Below are 22,624 nucleotides of genomic sequence, written 5' to 3' on the forward strand. Positions count from 1 at the left end.
TTTATTATACCACTTTAACGCACAAAAGGGAATCCCTCTTTTGTGTAGGAACGGCGAAATGAAAACACCTGTCACATAATTCGTCACAGATTGCATTTTTGTGAATCACGCCGTATACTAAACTGCAGAGAGGTATTCATTTTTGTTAGGTGAGGGGTTTTCATATATGCTGCTGACATTGATGGAACAAAATCAAATCAAAACGCTGGCGCTTCCACAAAAGGTCAGCGGCCGCTATCGGCTCGGCGCCGTCGAGGTGGAAGGGATAAACGGCGACTGGCTGCTTAAGCCCACGCGGCACGTGCATTTCGATACAACAGCTGCGCCGTCGGGTACCGTTGCTTTAAAAGAGGGAATGGTGTATCCGCTTTATCAGACCAAAACAGGTGCAAAAATGCTGCTGTTTGCCCAGCCGGAAACGCTCGACCGCCGTACATTCAAAAAAGTGCTCATTCCATCGTCGTGCACGCTTTATATCGGACGGCTTGAAGAAAATGAGATCTGTTATCGTGCGCCGTATGTGTCGGGCAGACATGCGCGGCTTGAAGCAAAGGGCGGCCGGATGGTGTTGACTGATCTGCAAAGTGCAAACGGCACGTTTGTAAACGGCAGACGGATTCAAACCGCTGAGGTGCATCCGGGCGATGTGATTGAACTGAGCGGATTTAAAATGCTGCTCGGCAAAGGATTTTTTGCATACAACAATCCGGATGGACTTGTCCGGTTAAAAAATACGCTTTATCCGTTTGTATCGCAGCAGGTTTCACCGCGTGCGGAGGAGTCGGAGGAAGAATCGCTCAAAGCGGATGAGGTGTTTTATCGTTCGCCGCGGTTTAAACGGGAGGTCGAGCAGGCAAAATTCACGATTGATGCACCGCCTGCACCGCCGTCGCCGCAGACGACGCCGATGATGCTCGTGCTCGGTCCGTCGATGACGATGGGTCTTGTATCGCTTTCGACCGGCTTTTTCACGCTGTATAATGTGCTCGGTTCGGGCGGCGATGTCGTGAGTGCAATGCCGTCGCTTGTGATGTCGGTCGGTATGCTGATGGGCACTGTGCTGTGGCCGGTTATGACAAAGATGTTTGAACGGCGCAGTGCCCGCCGCAAGGAGGAAACGCGCCGGAAAAAATACAGAGAATATTTAGAGCAGATGCGCCGGGCGATTTTTGGCGAGGGCGAACGTCAGCGCCAGATTCTCTCCGAAAATATTGTCACCTTGGAGGACTGCATCGACCGCATCCGAAACGGCCGCCGCAACCTGTGGGAACGCACGTATTCTCACAACGATTTTCTGATGCTGCGGCTCGGCATCGGCACGCTGCCGATCGACGCGGAGTTTAAGTTCCCCGAGGAGCGGTTTTCGCTCGATGAGGACCCGCTGCAGGAGGAAATGCGCCGGCTTTGTGCAGGACCGCATGAGATTTCATCCGTGCCGGTTTCGCTTTCTCTGCGGGATACACACGTCATCGGTGTGATCGGTGATCGTTCGACCGTCTGTGCGTACACACGGGGACTCATTTTGCAGATCGGTGCGCTTCACAGCTATGACGAAGTGAAGACGGTCTTTTTCTATTCGGAAAAAGAAGCTGCCGAGTGGGATTTTGTCAAATGGCTGCCGCACACATGGGATGCTTCGGAAAATACGCACTATGTGGCATCGAGTGCATCGGATGCGCGCGAGATTTCCGCCGTGCTCGAACGGGAATTTTCCGCAAGGGCACAGCTTGAAAACGAAAAAGAACCGCTTCCGTGGGTGGTTGTGTTTGTGCTTGACCGGGAACTGGGCGGCCAGACGGAGCTTGTGCGGCAGATTCTTTCGGAGAAAAAATGCCGCGGCTTTTCGATTGTCGCACTGTATGACGAACTGCGGCTTTTGCCCAAAGAATGCAAAAAAGTCGTTGAACTGCATCAAAACGACGCCCTTCTATATGATCAGGGCGATATTTACGGACGGCAGCTTTCGTTTGCGCCCGATATTCTGATGAACGGCGACTGTCGTGCGCTTGCGGTACAGCTGCAAAACACATTGTTGTATACATCCTCATCGAAAAAATCACTGCCGGAGCTTATCACCTTTTTGCAGATGTTCGGTGTCGGCAAAGTGGAGCATTTAAACGTGCTCAGCCGCTGGAACGAGCATGACCCGACCCGCACGCTTGCAACGGAAGTGGGTATCGACGAAAACGGCGGTTTGTTCACACTCGATCTGCACGAGAAATTCCACGGCCCGCACGGACTTGTCGCCGGTATGACCGGTTCGGGCAAGAGTGAATTTATCATGACATATATTCTGTCGCTGGCGGTCAATTATCATCCGAATGAAGTGGCGTTTATCCTCATTGACTATAAAGGCGGCGGCATGGCAAAGGCGTTTGAAAAGCTGCCGCACACCGTCGGCATCATCACAAACTTAGACGGCGCCGCAGTCAACCGGTCGCTCGTTTCGATTCAGAGCGAGTTAAAACGCCGTCAGGCAATTTTCCAGGCTGTCAGCAAACAGGTTCATGTCAGTAACATTGACATCTATAAATATCAGCGGCTTTACCGCGAAAAGGTCGTTACCGAGCCGCTTCAGCATCTGTTCATCATCTCCGACGAGTTCGCGGAGTTAAAAACACAGCAGCCCGACTTTATGCGGGAGCTTGTGAGTGCGGCGCGCATCGGCCGAAGTTTAGGCGTCCATTTGATTCTGGCAACCCAGAAGCCGAGCGGCGTGGTGGACGACCAGATCTGGAGCAACAGCCGGTTCCGTGTGTGCTTAAAAGTACAGGAGAAAAACGACAGTATGGATATGCTTAAGCGGCCCGATGCGGCGGCGCTTGTGCAGACCGGCCGGTTTTACTTGCAGGTCGGATACAACGAGATTTTCGAGCTTGGGCAGTCGGCATGGGCAGGTGCACCGTATACGCCGTCCGACCGTGTCGAAACGCAGAAGGATGAATCGGTCGCACTGCTCGACGAGGTCGGCCATGTGATCCGCAGTGCCCAGATTGCAAAGACACGCGGCAAAGATAAACAGCTCGACTGCATCGTTTCGCATCTTTCTCAGCTTGCCGATGAAGAACACATCCGTCTGCGTCCGATGTGGATGCCGCCGCTTCCCAAAAAGCTTGTGCTTTCGGATCTTTTGTCGCGGTATCGTGTGCAGAACGATACGTCGTCGCTTTGTGCAGTCATCGGTGAAGCGGACGACCCGCAGAATCAGCGGCAGTTCTTGCTCACATTGCCGCTTTCGTCCGACGGCAATACTGTGGTATACGGTGCGGCAGGCGGCGGCAAGACCACGTTTGTGATGACAATGCTTTATAGCCTGCTCACCGCACATACATCAAAAACACTTCATCTTTACTTGCTCGATTACGGCTCTGAGATGCTTCGGATGTTTGAAAAAGCACCGCAGGTTGGTGATGTGCTGTTTTCGTCCGATGCTGAAAAGACGAAAAACCTCTTCTCGATGCTCTCAAAAGAGCTTGCCCGCAGAAAACGCATCTGCGCGGAGTATGGCGGCGACGCACAGTCCTACCGCCGGTTTTCAGGCAAGGATCTGCCCGATATTGTGACAGTGATCCACAACTATGCGGGATTCACCGAAACGTATGAGGATCTTGAATCGCAAGTGGCGCTGTTGTCGCGTGAGGGCTCGAAATACGGCATTCTGTTCGTCATTACAGCGGTCAATACGAATGCGGTGCGCTATCGTACGCTGCAGAATTTCAAACGCATTTTCGTTTTGCAGATGAACGATCCATCGGAATACAGCGGCGTGCTCGGTTCGACGGGCGGCGTTGTTCCGGCACAGTGTCCGGGCAGAGGACTGTTTAAAACCGATCAGGTGTATGAATTCCAGACCGCCTGCATCGGCGATGATCCGATGATGGCGGTGCGCACGCTGTGCAAATCGCTCGCCGAGCAAAACACTGCCCCCGGTGCACCGCGTGTGCCGATTCTTCCGGAAGTTGTGACACCGTCGTTTGTGGACAGCGCCGTCGATGCGCAGGCACTCTCCTATCCGGTCGGTGTGTTCAAAGAATCGCTGGCGATTGCGTCGGTTTCGCTGACAACACGTCCGATTCACTATGTGCTTTCGCAGTCAGGATGCCCGTCGTTTATCAAAGCGTTTGTACAGGTGGCATCAAGCAGAGAACGCTTGTCAGTCTTTGTGTTTGACGGCGATCAGTCGGCTGCACATGCGTATGAACATGTTTCCTATGCGGCGGATGCCGATTCGCTCAACGCGGCGGTTGTGTCGCTGTTCTCGGAGCTTGTGTACCGCCACAATCATACCAAAGAGGTGTTGGAACAGGGCGGCACCGCACCGGTTTATGAACCGCGGCTCTATGTGGTCAATGCACTAAACCGCGTGTTTGAAATGCTCACAGACGACAGCAAGGATAAATTGCACGTTTTGATGGAAAAATGTGAACCGCATCTCGGTGTGTTCTTTGTACTGGCGGAGGTGGCGTCGGGTATTTCGTCGTTCTCATTCCGTCCGTGGTTTAAAAAACAGGGAACTTGTAATACGGCGATCTGGGTAGGCGACGGCATTGCCGATCAGTTCCAGCTGAAGGTGCGGCCGGAACGAACGCTTTACGAATCGGTCGGCGATTCGTTTGGCTATCTTGTCAAAAACGGTGCGCCGTCGCTTATGAAGCTGCTGACGACAGAACAGGAGGATTCCCATGAAGAATGAGCAGGTGCGGACAAAAATGATCGCGGAGCTTTATGTACCCGCGGCACAAAAACGGTTTGACGTGCGCATTCCGCTGGATTTGCGTGTACACGAGCTCACCCGGCTTTTGTCAAAGCTTTTGTCCGAGGTGGAGCCTGGCAGCTATGCGTTCGATGCGGATGCGGTGCTGTGTGAATATCAGACCGGAAATGTCTACAGTGCATCTTTAACGCCAAGAGAGATGGGATGGAAAAACGGAATCCGGCTTTTACTGCTTTAATGTGCATACATGCCGGAAAAAAGGAGGGAAGCGGCGATGAACACGGAAGAACGGACCCGTCAAAGAGAACAGGAGCTTTTGATGTATGCGCAGCAGCTGCGTGAGGCGAAACAGCAGGCAGAACAATTAAAAGCGGGTGTTCGTCAGGCATGGAATGCGCCGGAAACCGCATATATTCTCGAAGCGGTCGAAAAAGCGGCCGCAGAACTTACCCGTGAGATCGAGAGTATGGAAACGCTCGCTGCCCACATCTCGGAAAAAGCGGCACAGCAGCGTGTGCAGGCAGAGCTTTTGCAGACGGATTTACTGCTTGCGGATGACGGCTTGTTTTAATATCATATCAAAAGGAAAGGAGCAGACTCTGTGGATGAAATCAAGATTCAAACCGGTTGGTGCGATGAATTGTGTGTGCAGTCAAGAGGCTGTATTTCGATTTTGCAGGAAACCGCATCGGCGCTTGCGGGAATGCGTGCGGATGTGCAGACGTTCGACGAAGAAACCCGTCAGTCGTTTTTGAAGCTTCACAACAGGATTGAGCAGACAAAAGAGCGGATGGAACGGATTGAATCGTTTTTGCAAAGCGGAATTTTTACATATGAGCGCCTGGAGCGCAGTCTCACCATGCAGGCACAGCAGATGACCGGCGGGCTGCTGCTTTCAGAACCGGCGCAAAATCAATGGGCGCAGATGTTTTACGGTGAAGCGGATATAGAGGATAACACAACAGGGGAGTGACGATCGATGAATTTTTTATATCAGACGGACGAGAAAAACGGGATTTTTTCCGTGGGAATTGAACCGGGCGTCATGCTCGATTTTCAAAAGCTTGATCTTTTGAAAACAATACCCGGAACGGCGCCGTGTCAGGTGACATTCCGCGATGGTGTGCGGTATCTCGATTATTTTGTCGGCGGATTTTTTCCGGTCAGCAGTTTGTTTTCATCGGAGATGACGCGCGCAGGCTTTTTTGATGTGATGGAAAAGCTTGCAGCAGCGGCAGCCGCTGTACAGAACGGCGGCATTGATACGCAGATTCTTTTGGAGCCGGAGCATGTGTTTTTATGTGAACAGGGTGCGGCATTTTGTTATGCGCCGGTCGAGGGCTATCAGAATCAGGGCGTGCGCACGCTTTTGCTCGATGTGATTTATCGCAGTGTGTTTTCAAAGGCGGAGGGCAGCTCTTATGTGACGCCGATTGTATCGTATTTGCAGAATGCACCGTTTTCGATCGCAGAATTTCAGTCCTTGCTGTACTCTGTAAAGATGAGCAGCCAGTCCTCTTGTTATTATACGCCGCAGCAGCCTTGCACGGAGGATTTTTCCGATGCAAAGGGCGGAACGGTGCTCATTTCCGATGCGGCACAGTTTAATGAATACGCTGTGCATGCAGAGGAAATGCGAAAAGCGGAAGAAGCCCGCCTTGCCGAGGAAGCACGAAAAGCCGAAGAGGCCCGCCTTGCTGAGGAAGCGCGAAAAGCCGAAGAGGCCCGCCTTACTGAGGAAGCACGAAAAGCCGAAGAGGCCCGCCTTACCGAGGAAGCACGGAAAGCCGCAGAGGCCAAACCGGCAGTGCTCTGGTATCCGAAAACGAACGAGCGGGTGCAGCTCTTAGAATGTGTGACACGCATCGGTAAAAAGCGCGACAGCGTCGATTTCTGTATTGCAGGAAATCCGGCGGTCAGCCGTCATCATGCCGATATTGTCAGAAAAGACGGTGCATATTATCTGATTGATCAGAATTCGCTTAATAAAAGCCGGGTAAACGGTGTATTCGCATCGCCGATGCAGGAGGTTTTGCTCCATGCGGGCGATCGGATTGATCTTGCCGATGAAATTTTGATTTTTGAAGGATAATCGGCGGAAACGGAGGGGAAAACCGAATGCTAAGACGTGGAGATGTTCTCGATGGCGTTTATCAGATCATTGAGGAGATCGGTGCCGGCGGAACCGGTATTATTTATAAGGCATACCACCTTCGGCTGGGACGGTATGTGGTTGTCAAAAAAATCAAAGACGAAGTGGCTGCCCGTATTAACGCGCGCACCGAAGCGGATATTTTAAAACGGTTAAAGCACACCTACCTGCCGCAGGTCTATGACTTTTTGGAGGTGGGCGGCGGCATTTATACCGTCATTGATTTTATCGAGGGACAGTCGCTCGATTATTATATCAAAAACGGCTATCGGATCGAGCAAAAACAGCTGCTTCTCTGGGCAAAACAGCTGTGCGAAGCGCTTGTCTATCTGCACGCACAGACACCGCCGATCATCCACAGTGATATCAAGCCGCAGAATATCATGATTACGCCGCAGGGCAATGTGTGCCTGATCGATTTTAATATCTCGCTTGACGGGCAGGGAAGCAGCCAGGTCAGCGGCTTGAGTGCCGGTTATGCGCCGCCGGAGCAATATCCGGAAAACTGGCCGCCGATGATGGGTATGGGCGGTACGCCGTTCCCGATGGTGATGCCGCTGGATGCGCGGTCGGATATTTACAGCCTGGGCGCAACATTTTATCATCTGATGACCGGTGTAAAACCGGAAAAATCGACCGGTCCGGTGACACCGATTTCCGTGCGGCGTCCGCCTTACAGCCAGGCGTTTGTCGAAATTGTCGAAAAGATGATGCAGCCCGATCCGAACCGCCGCTATCAGACAGCGGCTGAACTGCTCGGTGTACTCACGAACATCCGCAGACTTGATCGCACCTATATCCGTCACCGCCGTAAACAGCACACCGTTACGATTGTATTTTCGATTCTGATGACGCTGTCGGTGCTCGTTTCCGTAACGGGATTTTTGAAAATGGGCACCGAACAGGAGGCGCAGTATGCGTCACTCGTCGAGCAGGGCAAAGCCGCCTGTGAAAACGGCGACTATGAAGCAGGACTTTCGCTTTATGACCAGGCAATCAATCTTTACAGCACAAAGCTGCCTGCCTATTACGAAAAGCTGCTGGCGTATGTCGAGCAGGGTGAATATCTGGCGTGTGTGCAGTACGGACGGCTGATTTTCACAAATCCGGGACTGACGAAGGCCATGGAAGCAGATCCTGTGGGTGCGGCGGATCTTTACTATATGATTGCAAACGCATGGTTTGAACAGGAAAACTACGCAAAGGCAGTCGGTTATTATGAAGAAGCCGTTTTGCGAAACAGCGAAAACCCGGATTATTACCGCGATTATGCAATTTCGTTGGCGCGGATGCAGCAGGTGGACGAGGCACAACAGGTGCTTTCAGCTGCAAAAAACTGCGGAATGGACAACGATTCCGTCACACTTGTCGAAGCGGAACTGCTGCTCGCTGAAGGAGATTGGCAGCAGGCAAGCGAGCGGTTTGAGAATGTGTTTTTAACGACGCAGAACGATACAACACGGTATCAGGCGTATCTTTTATGTGCACGGGCATACCGCACGGGCGGAAAGCTCGACGAGGAAATTGAAGTGCTCGAACAGGCACGCAGCGCCGTGGCACCAAACCGTGTGAGCGCGATCGTGTCATCACTTGCACAGGCGTATATGCGGCGTGCGCAGTCGGCGGGCGGCAATTTGCAGGCAGACTGCGAAAAAGCGCTCGAATGTTATGAAACACTCAAAGCGCAGGGTAATGATTCGACGGAAATGAAGCTGAATACGGCATTTGTGAATCAGCTTTTGCGTCGGTATGAGGAGGCAGAGCAGATTCTGACCGAATTACAGGCACAATCACCGGATGATTATCGTCCGTATATGCGGCTTGCATTGCTCTACGGTGCAATGGAGGACGAAAAGCCGCAGGAAACGCGGGATTATACCGCAGTGCGCGAGATGTATGAAAAAGCGGTCGCGTACTATGAGCAGGCAAGAATTCAGGGCGTCAGCGATGAACAGATGCAGGTGCTTGAAACCATGATGCAGCAGATCATCGACGGCGGCTGGATTGGTTAACACAAGGAGGGAAACCCGATGACATTGGGACAATGGATGTTTTACGGGGGAATCGTCAGCTTCAGCGTTTTTTGCATTGCGCTGATTATCATAAAGATCGTACTTGCGTCAAAAGGAAAGCGATTAAAAGCGCGGTTTGATGCAGAATATGGTCCGGAAAAATGAAAGCTGAAAACGGATAAAGGGGGAAGTCTTTTTGAAGTATTGTACACGATGCGGCAGGCCGAATGATGACCGGGCGAAATTCTGTACTGCGTGCGGTGCAGCATTTTCCGAGATGGAAAAGGTCACAGCGCCACAGCCGACTGATATGAACCAGGCGCAGACGCCGTCTGCACCGCAGGGCAGTGAAGAAACAGTCCTGTTACATAATAACGTGCCGCCGGTGAATGCGAGCGGTGACGAGGGCACGGTGCTGCTTAACAATGTCCCGCCGGTGAATGCGAGCGGGGACGAGGGCACTGTGCTGCTTAATAACGTCCCGCCGGTGAATGCGAGCGGGGACGAGGGCACTGTGCTGCTTGATAACGTCCCGCCGGTGAATGCGAGCGGGGACGAGGGCACTGTGCTGCTTGATAACGTCCCGCCGGTGAATGCGAGCGGGGACGAGGGCACGGTGCTGCTTGATAACGTCCCGCCGGTGAATGCGAGCGGGGACGAGGGCACTGTGCTGCTTGATAACGTCCCGCCGGTGAATGCGAGCGGTGACGAGGGCACAGTGCCGATGAATCAGCCGAATGAGCCGGCTTTTATCCCGCCGGTACAGCAGCCATATGAGCAAAATCCGGCATATATGCAGCCGCCGATGGCCAATGCACCGCAGGAAGCAGGCGCTGCACCGCCTGTCCCGCCGTTCATTCCGCCGCAAAACGACGGCAGCACCTTTGTTCCGCCGGAAAATAACCTGCCGCCAAAAGATCCGAACCGCAAAAAACGCGGTAAGCTGATTACACTGCTCTGTGTCATCGGCGTTGTGGTGATCGGCGCGATTGTGGGGATTGTGATCTGGCTTTCGACCAACCCGTTTGAAAGCCCAGCGGCAGAGGCACTCGCACTCGGCGACAAATATCTTGAAGAACTCGACTATGCGCATGCGGTTGCATCGTTTACAAAAGCAACCGAGATCGATCCGAACAACAAGGACGCTTATTTGGGTCTTGCGCAGGCGTATAACGGCTTAGAGGAATATGCGCAGGCGGAAGCAACTTATCAGCAGCTTCTTGAGCTTGACGAAAAAAACACCGTTGCATACCGGGAGCTTGCCGAGCTGTATCTGCGTCAGCAGAAACTGACCGAGGCAAAGGAACTGTTAGAGAAAGCATCCGGACTGGTGGATGACGAGTCGATTCGTGCGCTTTACGAGGAAACCTCTCCGGAGGCACCGACGTTTTCCGTTGCACCGGGTGCGTATGACACGCGCCAGGCGGTTTCGCTCGTGCCGGCAAAAGAGGGACACATCATTCACTATACACTCGATGGCACAACGCCGACCATCGATTCGCTTGTTTATAACGAGCCGATCATTTTAAGAAACGGCCAGACCACAATCAAAGCAATCGCTGTCAGCAGCTATGGCTTTGAAAGCGAGGAAACGACCGGCGCATATACAATCAATCTTGAAAGTCAGGTCGTTACCTTTGAAGATCCGAATATTGAATATGCGGTGCGCAATGTGCTCAACAAGTATTTTGGCGATCTGTATGATGATGAGGTGGCACAGATTACATCGCTTTGCATCGTTGGTGATACGGTCATGGACTCATCGGATGCGGTCGTGTTTGTGGAAGACGGCTATCAATACTGGGGAAGCTCCTGGGTATATTCGGATATGGGTCCGGTCAAAACGCTCAACGATCTTCAAAAAATGCCGTTTTTGAAGAAATTCTGCATTGCATATCAGGAAGGCCTCGACATCACGGCACTTTCCTCTGCATCACAGCTTGAGGAACTGTCGCTTATCCATGTAGGTGTGAGCGATCTTTCGCCGATTGCAAATCTCACCAATTTAAAACGGCTGTGTGTCGGTTCGAATGCAGTAACCGATCTTTCGCCGGTTGCAAACCTCACCAATTTAAGAAGCCTTGCATTTTGGAACAACCAAGTGAGCGATATCAGCGCCGTTTCGAATTTGAAAGAACTGACCTATCTTGATTTTGCCAAAAACAATGTGAGCGATCTTTCACCGATCAAAGGACTCGAAAAACTTTCCGATCTGTGGATGTATCAAAACCAGGTGTCTGATTTCAGCCCGCTTGAAGATGTTTCAAGTCTGCGGGTGCTGATGGTCCGCGACAATCCGATCAGCGATAAAACATCCCTGCAAAAGGTATTTCCGCGGCTGAGCCGGATTGATGTGGATGTGATTGACAGAGGAGGGGATACAGAATGACAATACTGGAATGGGTACTGATCGGCATCGGCGCCGTGCTGTTTTTAGGCGGTGCTGTGATGATGCTGATAGGATTTTTGAAAAAGAAATCTCTGATTCTGTTTAAAATCGTTCCCGGTGCGGCGGCACTCGTTGGTCTTGTGACGGCGATTGTCGTCGGTGTTGGTGTGATGCAGAGCAATATGCTTACCATGCGGGAAAATTATGTTGCATGCAGACTCATCGAGGTGGAAAGCTATCAGCCGGCACAGCTTGCGGCGCAGACGGCATTTTCAAGAAATCCGAATGTGCAGTCGGCACAGCTTGCGGCGCTGAGCTTGGCGCTTGAGAAAAAATACAGTCAGGCAGAGATGGCGGCTGAGCGGTATCAAAAACGGTTTGCCGACAGCACGCTGACCGAGATTGCCGATCTTTGCAAAAGCGCACTCGACGGAGAAGATGTCCAGGCAAAATTATTGCTCATTCATAAGAAAATCAAAGCACAGCTTTCCCTGTCTGAGCAGGAGCGAAACAAAGCAGAGAGTATCGTAAACATTCAGGCACAAGTCAGCCTTGGGGAAACGGGCTCCATCCAAAGCGATCTGCAGACGCTTGCCGGAGAAACCGATCCGCTGTCCTGCAAAGCAATTGCGCAGGGCAATATGGCGCTTGGCAATATGACGGCAACGTTTGAGATGCTCGAACAGGCGGCGCTTAACGATTCATCGTTCCCGGCGCGTGCGGCACTCGCACAGCTTGCGGCAAGCGGTGTGCAGAAACCAACCGAAACACCGGACACCGAGCGGGCAGATCTTGAACAGAAAATTGCGCAAAAAAATCAGGAAATTGACCAGCTGTATCAAAAGGTGAACAATCAGGCGGAAGTCAACGAAGTGGAAAGACAGCGCCTGCAAAAGCAGATTGCAGAGCTTGAGGAAGAAGTTCAAACGCTGTATGATGAATCGAATTCGATCTATGTCAAACGTGCGGTGAACTATATTCTTGCACAGAATCCGTCGAGCGACGACGAGATGGCATATAACTTGGTGCTTGCACAGTTATATTTCCGAATGGGCGATATGGAAACATCCCGCACCTATCTGGAAAAAGCGCTTTCGCTGTCGTTCACAGGCGACAATACGGGCTATCTGTCGGTTGAAATGGCGGATGTGCTCGATGCATATGACAACAGCACAAAAGCAACCTCATTTGATGATTTTGAAGTACCGGATTATGACAGTGCGGGCACCCCGGAAACCGATCAGGAAAGCGATGCAGTCATCAGCAATGATCCGGTGGCTTCGATTCAGACGCTTCTTTGGTCAATGACACAGTACACTTCTTACGGAGATGTCGCATACACCGAAACGATTGAAGGCATTGAAGACGAAGAGGACAGTGTCCAGACCACACAGTTCAGTGCGTTTTTATTGGAAACACTGCAGGATCTGCGCACAGGACTGCATATCGGAAAAGTAGATACCACCAATTATCCGGAAATTTCCGTGAGCATCAACGTGTCCAAACGCAAAGACGATGGTACAGATTACACTGCCGGTGATTTTAAAGTATTCGATCAGGGCAAGGAAATCACCGATTTTGAGCTGGTACAGAGTGAAGAAAACGAACAGACAAATGTCTGCCTCGTTGTTGACCACAGCGGCAGTATGTCGGGTGACGGTCTTTTCCAGGCAAAACGCGCGGTGTCAAGCTTTGTGCAGACTGCGGGCAACAGCATGAATCTGGGTCTTGCGGTGTTTGACCATGCAGCACAGGTGCTGTGTCCGATTACCGATTCCAAAGGTACGGTCCAGCATGCAATGGATACCGTCACAGCAGACGGCGGCACGAATATTTCCGAAGGACTTCTGGCAGGCATGAGCGCATTGCAGGGCAAAGACGGCAACCGGATTATCGTATTGCTTTCGGACGGCGCAGACAGCAGCGAATCTGCGGCACAAATGCGTTCGGTTATCAGTCAGCTTAACGCGCAGGGCATCGTCGTGTATGCGGTCGGCTTTGATTTTGCAGATTCGTCGTATTTAAGCGGCATCTGCGAATCGACGGGCGGAAAATTCCTGCGTGCGCAGACATCCGAAGAGCTTGCAAGCGTCTATCAGACGATCGAAAAATTCCTGACACAGGATTATGTGATTCGTTTTACAGTCAAAGAAGACGAACAAGATTACGAACGTGAGATTCGCATTTCACTTGAAAACGGCGTGTTTGACGAAAGAGAATATTTTGTCGGCGTTGATCCGGATAAGATCGAACAGGAAGCCAATCAGCCGCCGCAGGCAAACTTCTTTGAACAGATCGGCGGTTCCGGAAAGGAGGAGAGTAACCCGTGAAAAAATCGTTTTTTGTCGGAATCGGCGTGTGTTCACTGGCGCTGATTGCGTTGTTTATATCGCTGTATGCATGGTTTATGACAGGCGGTACACGGCTGTTGTATGAAAATTCGACGCTCGGACAGATTTGGCGGCTGTATCCGTGGGGACTGCTTACAACTGTTGTGCTGGCGATTGCAGGATGTGTCTGCATGGTCAAAGGCTACGTCAAAAAAGCCGACCGCAAACCGAAAATGCGTCCGGTTATGATAGGCGGAATGCCGCCGTATGCTGCACCGGAAGGCATGCAGCCGGCAGAAGAACTGCAGGCAAATGAAGGCACAGTCTGCCCGTCGTGCGGTACAGTCAATGGGGTAAACGCTCCTTACTGCATTGGGTGCGGATGTATGCTCCTTCGTGAACAGCCCGCACAAAACAGCGGAGAAAATGAACCGCCTGTACAGGAATAATCAGAGAAAAAAAGAACCCATGCGTGCATGGGTTCTTTTTTTGTTGGTTGTATTTTATAAATAGGCAATGAGTTCTTCCGGTGAAGAAATGATCGCGTTCGCGTGGTGTTCTTCGAGTTCTTCGCGGTCACGGAATCCCCATGTCACACCGACCGTGAAAATACCGGCGGCTTTTCCGGTCTGCATGTCCGTTTTCGTATCACCGACATACAAGCAGTCGTCCGGCGAAACAGACAGTTCATCAAGCAGCAGAAACACCCCGGCAGGATCGGGTTTTCTCGGTGTGCCGTCCTGCTGACCGCGGCAGGCATCGACAACATCGCCGAACAGAGCTTTGACGATTTTCTGTGTCGTGCGGTCCGGCTTGTTTGAAAGCACACCGATTTTCACGCCGCGCTGTTTGAGTGCATGAAGCAGCGTCAAAATCCCGTCATACGGCTTTGTGAGGTAGAGGCTGTCTGCGTCGTATCCGTCGTTATATAACGGGCTTACCTTGTCGAACGCTTCAGGTGTATCGTCGCCTACGCGGGCAAGCATTCCGTGCACCAGTCGTTTCGCACCGTTTCCGACGAGATAGCGGTATTCCTCGAGGGGAATTTGCTCATAGCCGCACTGCGTGAGTGCACGGTTTGCAAAAAATGCAATGCTCGAAAGTGTGTCGGCAAGGGTGCCATCCAAGTCAAAAATGACAGCTTGTTTCATTGTAGGTCTCCTTTTTTGGCAGTCGGGGTCTGCATCATGGCAGATGAAGCGGTGAGAATGCGCTCCGGCAGAAGCCGTTCAATCACATGCGCGGCTTTCATCAAAAACCCGGGGATAATGACCATTTTCCTGCGAAACAGCCCGTTTACCGCAATCCGTGCGACACGGCGGCTGTCCATGCCGGGTACAAGAAAGTGCACGTGCGCGCGGTCTGAAAAATTCGTGTCAACCGGACCGGGACACAGCACGCTGACATGCACGCGGCTCTTTTTTCGGCGCAGTTCGCTGCATACTGCCTGACTTAAACGCAGGACGAACGATTTGGTCGCATAGTAGACCGCCATGTGCACGCCAGGCAGAAATCCCGCCGAGGAAGCAACGTTTAAGATATAGCCGTTGTTCTGTGAATGGAATCGGCGGACAAAGTGCTTTGTGAGCAGGTAGACCGCGCGGATGTTCGTTTTGATCATTTCAAGCTCGGCGTTTTCGTCTGTGTCGATGAGATCGCCGCACAAGCCGAATCCCGCGTTGTTAATGAGTACGTCAACCGGCAGGGAAGCGGTCTTGTCAATGACGGCCTGACAGCCCTCTTTTGTCGAAAGATCGGCGGCGATGATTGTGGCCGGTGTGGTAAGCATTTTGGCAACGGCAGACAGCTTTTGTTCGTTTCGTCCGACCAAAACGAGTGCATAGCCGCGGGACGAAAGCTCTTTTGCGATCTGCGTGCCGATGCCCGAGCTTGCACCGGTGACGATTGCGGTTTTCTCGCTCATTTTGCCGCCCCCATCGTAAACAGGTAGCCTTTCGGGAAATGCGTGTGGATATAATATGCCATCTCCGACCGGCCATAGCTGTGGGTGGAGTGAATGTTCAGCGATTTCGGGAATTTATTGTTGCGCACCATCCATTTGAGTACGTCGAGCCCGGTGAACCGTTCGCCGAGCGAATAATCGAGCGACACGGTGTCGTAATCCTTTGTGCCGAGTTCAAAGATACAGTCCTCAAACGAGCGTACAAGCACATAGCCGCTCGGCTCGTTTCGGATATCGTCCAAAAACAGCTTCATCCAAGTTTCCTCCGTTTCTGTGTGGAACACAAAAAGGCGCGAAACCGCGCCTTTTTTGTCTTTTTATGTTGCTGATGCGATAAATCCGCCGCCTAACAGCCGATCGCCGTCGTATAACACGAGCGACTGACCTTTTGCGACAGCGCGCTGCGGTGTGTCAAACGTTACATGGAGCATGCTGCCATGTTCATTGACTGTGACCGGTACAGGCGTTGCCGCCGAACGGATTTTTGCCAGTGCGGTAAACGGGAACGCCGGGAATGCGCCAGCCGTTGCCGTCTGACCTTCCACGATCGCCTCGGTGTAAGAATCGTTTTCGGCGTCCGCCAAATAGATTCGGTTTGTAACCGGGTCGATTTCGCGGACAAACACTGCACGTCCGAGCGCCACACCCAGGTGTTTGCGCTGACCGACCGTGTAGTGCAGAATACCATTGTGCATGCCGCAGACCGAGCCGTCAGGCGCAATCAGTTCGCCGGCAGGGAGCTTGCCGCGCTCCTGTTCGATGAACGATGCATAGTCTTTTCCGGCAATGAAGCAGTTTTCCTGACTGTCGGGTTTATTAAACGCAGACAGCTTTGCTTCGTGTGCAATCGCCCGCACAATATCCTTTGGCAGGCGGGAAAGCGGGAACATCAGCCGCGAAAGTTCGCGCTGTGTGAGCCGGTAAAGCATATACGACTGGTCACGCTGTTTCGATTCGCCGCGGAGAATGTGGAACACACCGTCTTCCTCGATGATCTGCGCGTAGTGACCGGTTGCCGCAAACTGGCAGCCCTGGCGATCAGCTTCGTCGATGAGCGCTTTGAATTTGACGGTCGGGTTGCATATAACGCACGGATTCGGCGTGATGCCCAGCCGGTAGGAGCGGACAAAATAGTCGATGACATTCGCGCGGAATTGTTCTTGCAGGTCAAGCACAGTCAGCGGGATTTTAAGCTCCGCCGCCGCCTGCTTCGCCGCCTCGACCGTGTCGTCGTGGAGCGGCGACATCTTCATCACAACGGCCGTCACGTCGTATCCCTGCTCTTTTAAGAGATAGGCGCAGACCGAAGAATCCACACCGCCCGAAAGCGCGACTAAAACCTTAGTGCGCGCCGCAGGCATGGCAGTCACCGTTGCAGGCTACTGTGCCGACAAACGGGGTCGGGTCAATGCCTTTTTTGGTGTAGTAATCGGCAAACGCTGCTTTGATCGCCTGTTCTGCCAGTACCGAGCAGTGGATTTTTGCCGGCGGCAGTCCGTCGAGCGCCTCGATGACAGCTTTGTTTGTGAGTTTGAGTGCTTCTTCGATCGGTTTGCCTTTGATCATTTCGGTTGCAATCGAGCTTGTCGCGATTGCCGCACCGCAGCCGAATGTTTTGAATTTGACGTCTTTAATCATGCCGTCTTCAATTTTCAAATACATTTTCATGATGTCGCCGCATTTTGCGTTGCCGACTTCGCCGACACCGTCCGCATCCGGAATCTCGCCGACATTGCGCGGATTTGCAAAATGATCCATGACTTTATCACTGTATAACATGAGAATAAACTTCCTTTCGTATTATTTAGCCGTTCCAGATCGGGCTCATCGCACGCAGGGTGGTGATGACCTTCGGAACGCATTCCAAGATGTAATCGACGTCTTCGTCGGTGGTGTCTTCGTTGATGGAAAGACGCAGCGAGCCGTGTGCGATCTCGTGCGGCAGTCCGATTGCCATCAAAACGTGCGACGGATCGAGCGAACCGGAGGTGCACGCAGAACCCGACGAACCGCAGATGCCCATCATGTCAAGCCGCAGCAGGAGCGCTTCGCCCTCGACTGCTTCAAACGAGATGTTCACGTTGCCTGCAAGACGCTTGCCCCGTCCGCCGTTTAAGCGGCATTTCGGAACAGTCGTAAGAATTGTGTCGATGATGCGGTCGCGTTTTTCGCGGATTTTCGCCATACGCGCTTCGATATCTTTCGTTGCTTCCTCGATTGCAGTGCCGAGTCCGACGATCGATGCGACGTTTTCGGTGCCGCCGCGGCGGTTACGCTCCTGTGCGCCGCCGTCGATGAAGTTTACAAGGCGCACGCCTTTGCGCACATACAGCGCGCCGACACCTTTCGGTGCGTGGATTTTATGACCGGACAGCGACAGCATGTCGATGTTGTCAGCAGCGACGTCGATGTTCACATGGCCGACTGCCTGAACTGCGTCGGTGTGGAACAGCACACCTGCTTCGCGGCAGACAGCGCCGATTTCACGAATCGGCTGAATGGTGCCGATTTCGTTGTTTGCATACATGATCGTCACGAGCGCCGTTTTGTCGGTGATGGCGTTTTTGACCTGCTCTGCGGACACATAGCCTTCGCTGTCGACCGGCAGATAAATGATCTCAAAGCCGTGTTTTTTTAAGTGCTCGCAGGTGTGGAGCACGGCGTGGTGTTCAAAGTTTGTGGTGATAATCTGGTTTTTGCCTTTTTGTTTTAATAATTCGGCTGTGCTTTTGATCGCCCAGTTGTCGCTCTCTGTGCCGCAGCCGGTAAAATAAATTTCGGTTGGTTGTGCACCGATTGCCGCTGCGACCTTTTGTCTTGCCACTTCGATTGCCTTTTTGGCATCGCGGCCAACGGAATAGATGCTTGACGGGTTGCCATAATGTGTTGTCAGATATGGAACCATGGAATCAAAAACGGATTTGCTGACATTTGTGGTTGCCGCATTGTCCGCATAAACAAAACGTCCCAAAAGAAAGCCTCCCTTTGTGCTTTATGCGCAGAAATCAACCGATTTTGCAAAGTGCAGCCGCTCCTTTGCAGATTGTGGTTTTTCGCGCATTGTTTCACGCAATAATATGGAACAAGTTTATTATATACCGATTTAGTAGAAAAATCAACAGTACGAGCCGCTGATTTTTTATGAAAAATCGGATTTCAGCGAAGATTTTGATAAAATGAAACGGCAAGCTCGTCGCAGCGTTCGTTTTCGGGATGACCGGCATGTCCCTTGACCCAGGTGAAGGTGACTTCATGGCGGTCAAGCAGGTCTAACAGCGTTTCCCACAGATCGGGGTTTAACGCTTTTTCCTTTTTGTTTCGCATCCAGCCCTGTGCGCGCCATTTTCTCGCCCAGCCGAGTGTGATTGCATCGACCACGTATTTTGAATCGGTCACAACGTTTACACGGCACGGACGGGTGAGCGCCGAAAGGCCTTCAATCACCGCCGTTAATTCCATGCGGTTGTTCGTTGTCTGGCGTTCGCCGCCGGAGAGTTCTTTTTTGTGGCCTTTATATGAGAGAATGACGCCCCAGCCGCCGGGACCGGGATTGCCGCTGCATGCGCCGTCGGTGTAAATGGTTACGAGATCGTTCATGAAAGATCGCTCCTGTTTTTGTGTTCATCGTGTTATCATAACACAGAATGCGCCCGATTGCAACGCGGCTACTCCTGGGTTTCCACGAAGGTGCCTGCGCAGATTTCCTGCTGTTCGATGATGGCGGAGAGATTTGCGGAAACGAGGGTGAGCAGATTTAAAACGGTTTGCAGCTGTTCTTTCGACAGCGAGGAAGCAAACAGTGCCGAGAGGGAAGATGCAGTCAAAAAGAGTTCCTCAGGCGTGCACGGACAGGTTTGCTCCAGCTTTTTGATATTGTCCATGACAGCACCTCGTTCGTTTGGATTTTTGTTTCGTTGACATCATGCACAGATATGATATAATAACTGCAGGGACAGCCGAACCATAAGGGAAATATCATTCCGGCGTGTCGTCCTGATATGAAAAAGACGTATGATTTTGTTTTAATGATAAGGAGTGCAAAGTGTTTATGGCAAAGAATAAACAACCGAAAAAACAAGACGCATCCTCTACAATATATGCACGGGTAAACGGGATTTCCCTTTACGGCAAATTTTGCAGTGTACTGTTTACTGATACGGCAATGGAACTGCACACAAAACCGACCTGGCTGTTTATTTTGTGCGCATGGGTTGGCGTGATGGCAATGATGTCGGTGGGTATTTTTATCGGAAACTTTTGGGTGCTCACTGTACTTTCAATCGCAGGCGGTGTCTGCGGCGCGCTGCTTGTCTGGTTTTTATATACCGGTAAATGTGTGCAGAGTTTTTCGTATCAGGAGATCGCAAGCTTTGTGATGGATCGTGCCGATTGTCTGATCAATTTAAAAAACAATCAGATGCACACCATCCGGATGATGCCAAAACGTCAGAAATTATTGATTTCCACACTTTCGGAAGTGCTCGATCAGCATACACCCCATAAACTCGTAAAACAGGGTGAGTATTTCCGCATTGAGGAAAAAGCGGTCGAAAAAACAAATTGACAGCAGAACGCTTTTTCTCTATAATAAAAAACTGATCAGGGGCGCTGTGTTGTTTGCACGGCTGAGATCGCAATGCTGCGTGTCCCTTTGACCTGATATGGATAATGCCATCGGAGGGAGATCAGGCGTCGGGTGTGATTTGAGTATGCTCGATTGATTCTTCGGCTTTTCGGCGGTATCAAGTATTTTGATACCGCTTTTTTTGCGGCTTCGAGAAATTATCCGAACGATTATTTTGGGAGGGTGTTTTGCATGACACACACAAACACAAAACGTTTGGTTGAAACCGCAATGCTGTTGGCGGTTGCAACCGTATTGACCATCATTTCCGGCTATATTCCGTTCCAGCTTCCGTTCGGCGGCAGCATTACGATCGTTTCCATGCTGCCGATCGTGATGATTGCATATCGTTACGGAACCAAATGGGGACTGTTTTCCGGCTTCATTTTTGCACTGATTCAAATGCTCACCGGCTTTAAAACCGTTGCGGCATTCTTCATGCCGGGCGACAGCCAGATGGTGTTCTGGATGGCAATTCTCGTCTGCCTGTTTGACTATATCCTGGCGTTTACCGTTTTGGGCTTTGCAGGCGTTGTCCGCAACCGCTTTTCTTCGGCAAGCGTTGCAATGTGCGTAGGCGCTGTGATTGCACTGGCACTGCGCTTTTTGTGCCACACCATCTCGGGAGCACTGTTCTTCGGCTCTTATGCAGAGTGGTTCTTCACCCAGGAGTCCATCGCATCGTTCGGCGCATGGGTGCTCGATAACTTCTCGGGTGCGTCGCTCGCATGGTTCTACTCGCTTGTCTATAACGCAACCTACATGGTGCCGGAGATCATTCTGACTGCAATCGCTGCAGTGATCGTCGGCCGTGTACCGATGTTTTCGAAAAAAGCAGCATAAGAGTGCCGCTTGACGAAACAAATACTTTGCTTTATAATAGTAAACGGAGCAAATTGTATGGCAGCGCGGAAGGAACCTTTCGTGAGGAAAGTCCGAGCATCACAGGACAGGATAGCTGCTAACGGCAGCCGGAGGCGACTCTAGGGCTAGTGCAACAGAAAGAAACCGCCGCTTTTGCGGTAAGGATGGAAAGGCGAGGTAAGAGCTCACCGGCGTATGCGAGAGCATGCGGCCATGTAAACCCTATCCGATGCAACACCGACTGGGATGGATTCGTTGGTCCGACGGTCCCGACGGGTGGCGATGAGCGTTTCAGGGCGACCTGGCGCCAAGATAGATTGTCATATTCAACAGAACTCGGCTTATAGATTTGCTCTTTTCTTTAAAAGCAGAAGGCAGACGCATTGGCGTCTGCCTTTTTTGTGATTTTATCGGGAATAACGTGCTTTGACTGCTTCACAGAGCGCTTCCGTTTTCTGCTTGACGACGGCGAAATCGACGCCTTCGTGATATTCGGCTTCGAGCGTGTCGTGAATGGCTTTCGCCTGTCGCAGATGCGCCGATGCTGCATGAATCAGCACATTGGCGGCTTTCTTTTGGAATGTAAGTGTCTGGCGCCGTTTGCGCAGCGCACTGCGGTCAAGGAACCGCGTGTATCGGATCATGCGGGTGCACATCGACGGATCAAACCGCACGTCGGCGGACTGTGTCACGAATCCAAGCGACAATGACGGAATGAGCAGGTGGGAGACAAGCTTATCGGGTGCGGTCGGATCGAAGCAGACATACACCTCAAGTCCGCGCTGTTTGACATGGAATAAAAGCCGCCGCAACAGCCGGTCTGCCGCCGCACCGAACGGATCGTCAATACAAATGACCCGGCTGCACATCGTTTTGACTGTGTCGGTGTATGTCAGGACGCCGTTCATGGTCACTGCACTTAACAGCCGCAAGTGAACTTCACCGGTGCCGCCGCCCTTTTTGGGGGGAAGCTCACGCAGCGCTAAGCGGTCGGCGAGTGCATCAATTTTCTGCGGTTTTAAAATAGAGGCGATAAACTGCCGATTATCCGAAAGCAGCGCATCCGCACCTGCCATCATTCGTCTGGCTTTTTGGTGGCACAGAGAGATTTCCTCGGAAAGTGTTTTGAGTGCCGGCAGTTTGGGTGCTAAAATTTCTTCATTTAACGCATCAAAGAAATTGACGGTTGTTTGAAAACTTCCGGGGAAGGACGGCTCAACTTCGTGCGGCGGTGTTGCATCCACAATACTGCATTTGGCGTCTTTAAAAATTACGCCGTCGAGCGAATCCGGATCGGACGAGCAGTGAATCCGTTCGATCAGCGAGTCAAAGGGTTCACAAGCTTCAGCCGCCTGTTTCATTGCGGTTGATTTTCCGTTTCCGGCACTGCCTTTGATAAGATACCGCCGCACACCGGGTTTTGGTTCGTCAAACGGCGCGCACAGCGAGAAAAAGTCGTTTGCCATTGTTGCACACAAGAAAAAATCAACGGTTTTTGCTTTCATGTTCTCACACTCCTTGCGGCGTATTCTATGTGAAAACAAAAAAAGACGTTCCGTTTTTTGTATCAAAGCTC

The 22,624-nt window shown here is 51.8% G+C and carries 21 protein-coding genes, 1 other RNA gene and 1 riboswitch; of the genes, 13 read left to right on the forward strand and 9 right to left on the reverse strand.

Annotation, left to right across the window (positions count from 1 at the left end; all coding sequences use genetic code 11):
* Positions 1 to 166 precede the first annotated feature (166 nt).
* The 10 genes from essC to H6A12_RS04505 are packed head-to-tail and all read left to right on the forward strand — an operon-like array spanning position 167 to position 14,046.
* The gene (gene essC, locus H6A12_RS04460; protein WP_204445218.1) at positions 167 to 4,693 is read left to right on the forward strand and encodes a type VII secretion protein EssC; all 4,527 of its coding nucleotides are present in this window, start codon (positions 167 to 169) and stop codon (positions 4,691 to 4,693) included.
* On the forward strand, positions 4,683 to 4,952 hold the full coding sequence (locus H6A12_RS04465; RefSeq protein WP_204445221.1) for a methyltransferase: 270 nt from the start codon (positions 4,683 to 4,685) through the stop codon (positions 4,950 to 4,952). The genes essC and H6A12_RS04465 overlap by 11 nt, the downstream gene beginning before the upstream one ends.
* Before the next feature lie 36 nt (positions 4,953 to 4,988).
* The gene (locus H6A12_RS04470; RefSeq protein WP_204445223.1) at positions 4,989 to 5,285 is read left to right on the forward strand and encodes a hypothetical protein; all 297 of its coding nucleotides are present in this window, start codon (positions 4,989 to 4,991) and stop codon (positions 5,283 to 5,285) included.
* A gap of 30 nt (positions 5,286 to 5,315) precedes the next feature.
* Positions 5,316 to 5,687 (forward strand): hypothetical protein, encoded by a 372-nt coding sequence (locus tag H6A12_RS04475; RefSeq protein WP_204445225.1) that lies wholly within the window; start codon positions 5,316 to 5,318, stop codon positions 5,685 to 5,687.
* Positions 5,688 to 5,693: 6 nt separating this feature from the next.
* Positions 5,694 to 6,806, forward strand: a complete 1,113-nt coding sequence (locus H6A12_RS04480; protein WP_204445227.1) for an FHA domain-containing protein — start codon at positions 5,694 to 5,696, stop codon at positions 6,804 to 6,806.
* Between the two features lie 26 nt (positions 6,807 to 6,832).
* Positions 6,833 to 8,878 (forward strand): serine/threonine-protein kinase, encoded by a 2,046-nt coding sequence (locus tag H6A12_RS04485; protein WP_204445230.1) that lies wholly within the window; start codon positions 6,833 to 6,835, stop codon positions 8,876 to 8,878.
* An 18-nt stretch (positions 8,879 to 8,896) separates the two neighbouring features.
* A complete protein-coding gene (locus tag H6A12_RS04490; RefSeq protein ID WP_204445232.1) occupies positions 8,897 to 9,043 on the forward strand; it encodes a hypothetical protein in 147 nt (48 codons plus the stop codon).
* A 31-nt stretch (positions 9,044 to 9,074) separates the two neighbouring features.
* Positions 9,075 to 11,267: a leucine-rich repeat domain-containing protein gene (locus H6A12_RS04495; protein WP_204445234.1), complete on the forward strand. Its 2,193-nt coding sequence runs from the start codon at positions 9,075 to 9,077 to the stop codon at positions 11,265 to 11,267.
* On the forward strand, positions 11,264 to 13,597 hold the full coding sequence (locus tag H6A12_RS04500; protein WP_204445237.1) for a VWA domain-containing protein: 2,334 nt from the start codon (positions 11,264 to 11,266) through the stop codon (positions 13,595 to 13,597). The genes H6A12_RS04495 and H6A12_RS04500 overlap by 4 nt, the downstream gene beginning before the upstream one ends.
* On the forward strand, positions 13,594 to 14,046 hold the full coding sequence (locus tag H6A12_RS04505) for a hypothetical protein (protein WP_204445239.1): 453 nt from the start codon (positions 13,594 to 13,596) through the stop codon (positions 14,044 to 14,046). Before H6A12_RS04500 ends, H6A12_RS04505 begins: the two co-directional genes overlap by 4 nt.
* Positions 14,047 to 14,100: 54 nt before the next feature.
* Here H6A12_RS04505 and H6A12_RS04510 read toward each other — a convergent pair whose 3' ends face one another.
* The 8 genes from H6A12_RS04510 to H6A12_RS04545 all read right to left on the reverse strand — a co-directional run bounded on the left by H6A12_RS04510 (position 14,101) and on the right by H6A12_RS04545 (position 19,441).
* A complete protein-coding gene (locus H6A12_RS04510) occupies positions 14,101 to 14,748 on the reverse strand; it encodes an HAD family hydrolase (protein ID WP_204445241.1) in 648 nt (215 codons plus the stop codon).
* Entirely contained in the window at positions 14,745 to 15,521 is a 777-nt protein-coding gene (locus H6A12_RS04515) for an SDR family NAD(P)-dependent oxidoreductase (protein ID WP_204445243.1), read from the reverse strand. The genes H6A12_RS04510 and H6A12_RS04515 overlap by 4 nt, the downstream gene beginning before the upstream one ends.
* A complete protein-coding gene (locus H6A12_RS04520; protein WP_204445245.1) occupies positions 15,518 to 15,814 on the reverse strand; it encodes a cyclic-phosphate processing receiver domain-containing protein in 297 nt (98 codons plus the stop codon). Before H6A12_RS04520 ends, H6A12_RS04515 begins: the two co-directional genes overlap by 4 nt.
* 63 nt (positions 15,815 to 15,877) lie before the next feature.
* Positions 15,878 to 16,921 carry a tRNA 2-thiouridine(34) synthase MnmA gene (gene mnmA / locus H6A12_RS04525; protein ID WP_204445248.1) on the reverse strand — a complete coding sequence of 348 codons (1,044 nt, stop codon included), beginning with the start codon at positions 16,919 to 16,921 and terminating at the stop codon, positions 15,878 to 15,880.
* On the reverse strand, positions 16,902 to 17,339 hold the full coding sequence (gene nifU, locus H6A12_RS04530) for a Fe-S cluster assembly scaffold protein NifU (protein ID WP_204445250.1): 438 nt from the start codon (positions 17,337 to 17,339) through the stop codon (positions 16,902 to 16,904). Before nifU ends, mnmA begins: the two co-directional genes overlap by 20 nt.
* Positions 17,340 to 17,364: 25 nt before the next feature.
* Positions 17,365 to 18,531 carry a cysteine desulfurase NifS gene (gene nifS, locus H6A12_RS04535; RefSeq protein ID WP_204445252.1) on the reverse strand — a complete coding sequence of 389 codons (1,167 nt, stop codon included), beginning with the start codon at positions 18,529 to 18,531 and terminating at the stop codon, positions 17,365 to 17,367.
* A 185-nt stretch (positions 18,532 to 18,716) separates the two neighbouring features.
* Positions 18,717 to 19,157, reverse strand: a complete 441-nt coding sequence (rnhA, locus tag H6A12_RS04540; protein ID WP_204445254.1) for a ribonuclease HI — start codon at positions 19,155 to 19,157, stop codon at positions 18,717 to 18,719.
* A 68-nt stretch (positions 19,158 to 19,225) separates the two neighbouring features.
* Positions 19,226 to 19,441: a hypothetical protein gene (locus H6A12_RS04545; protein ID WP_204445257.1), complete on the reverse strand. Its 216-nt coding sequence runs from the start codon at positions 19,439 to 19,441 to the stop codon at positions 19,226 to 19,228.
* 167 nt (positions 19,442 to 19,608) lie between these two features.
* Here H6A12_RS04545 and H6A12_RS04550 point away from each other — a divergent pair, with 167 nt between their 5' ends.
* The 3 genes from H6A12_RS04550 to rnpB all read left to right on the forward strand — a co-directional run bounded on the left by H6A12_RS04550 (position 19,609) and on the right by rnpB (position 21,408).
* The gene (locus H6A12_RS04550; protein WP_204445259.1) at positions 19,609 to 20,124 is read left to right on the forward strand and encodes a hypothetical protein; all 516 of its coding nucleotides are present in this window, start codon (positions 19,609 to 19,611) and stop codon (positions 20,122 to 20,124) included.
* Between the two features lie 27 nt (positions 20,125 to 20,151).
* Positions 20,152 to 20,260, forward strand: a riboswitch (TPP riboswitch).
* A 116-nt stretch (positions 20,261 to 20,376) separates the two neighbouring features.
* The gene (locus tag H6A12_RS04555) at positions 20,377 to 21,027 is read left to right on the forward strand and encodes an energy-coupled thiamine transporter ThiT (RefSeq protein ID WP_204445261.1); all 651 of its coding nucleotides are present in this window, start codon (positions 20,377 to 20,379) and stop codon (positions 21,025 to 21,027) included.
* Positions 21,028 to 21,072: 45 nt separating this feature from the next.
* Positions 21,073 to 21,408, forward strand: an RNA gene (rnpB, locus tag H6A12_RS04560) — RNase P RNA component class A.
* Positions 21,409 to 21,455: 47 nt separating this feature from the next.
* Here rnpB and H6A12_RS04565 read toward each other — a convergent pair.
* On the reverse strand, positions 21,456 to 22,553 hold the full coding sequence (locus tag H6A12_RS04565) for a hypothetical protein (protein WP_204445263.1): 1,098 nt from the start codon (positions 22,551 to 22,553) through the stop codon (positions 21,456 to 21,458).
* Positions 22,554 to 22,624 lie beyond the last annotated feature (71 nt).

Origin of the sequence: Merdimmobilis hominis (genome assembly GCF_016901855.1) — a bacterium.
GTDB lineage: Bacteria > Bacillota > Clostridia > Oscillospirales > Ruminococcaceae > Paludihabitans.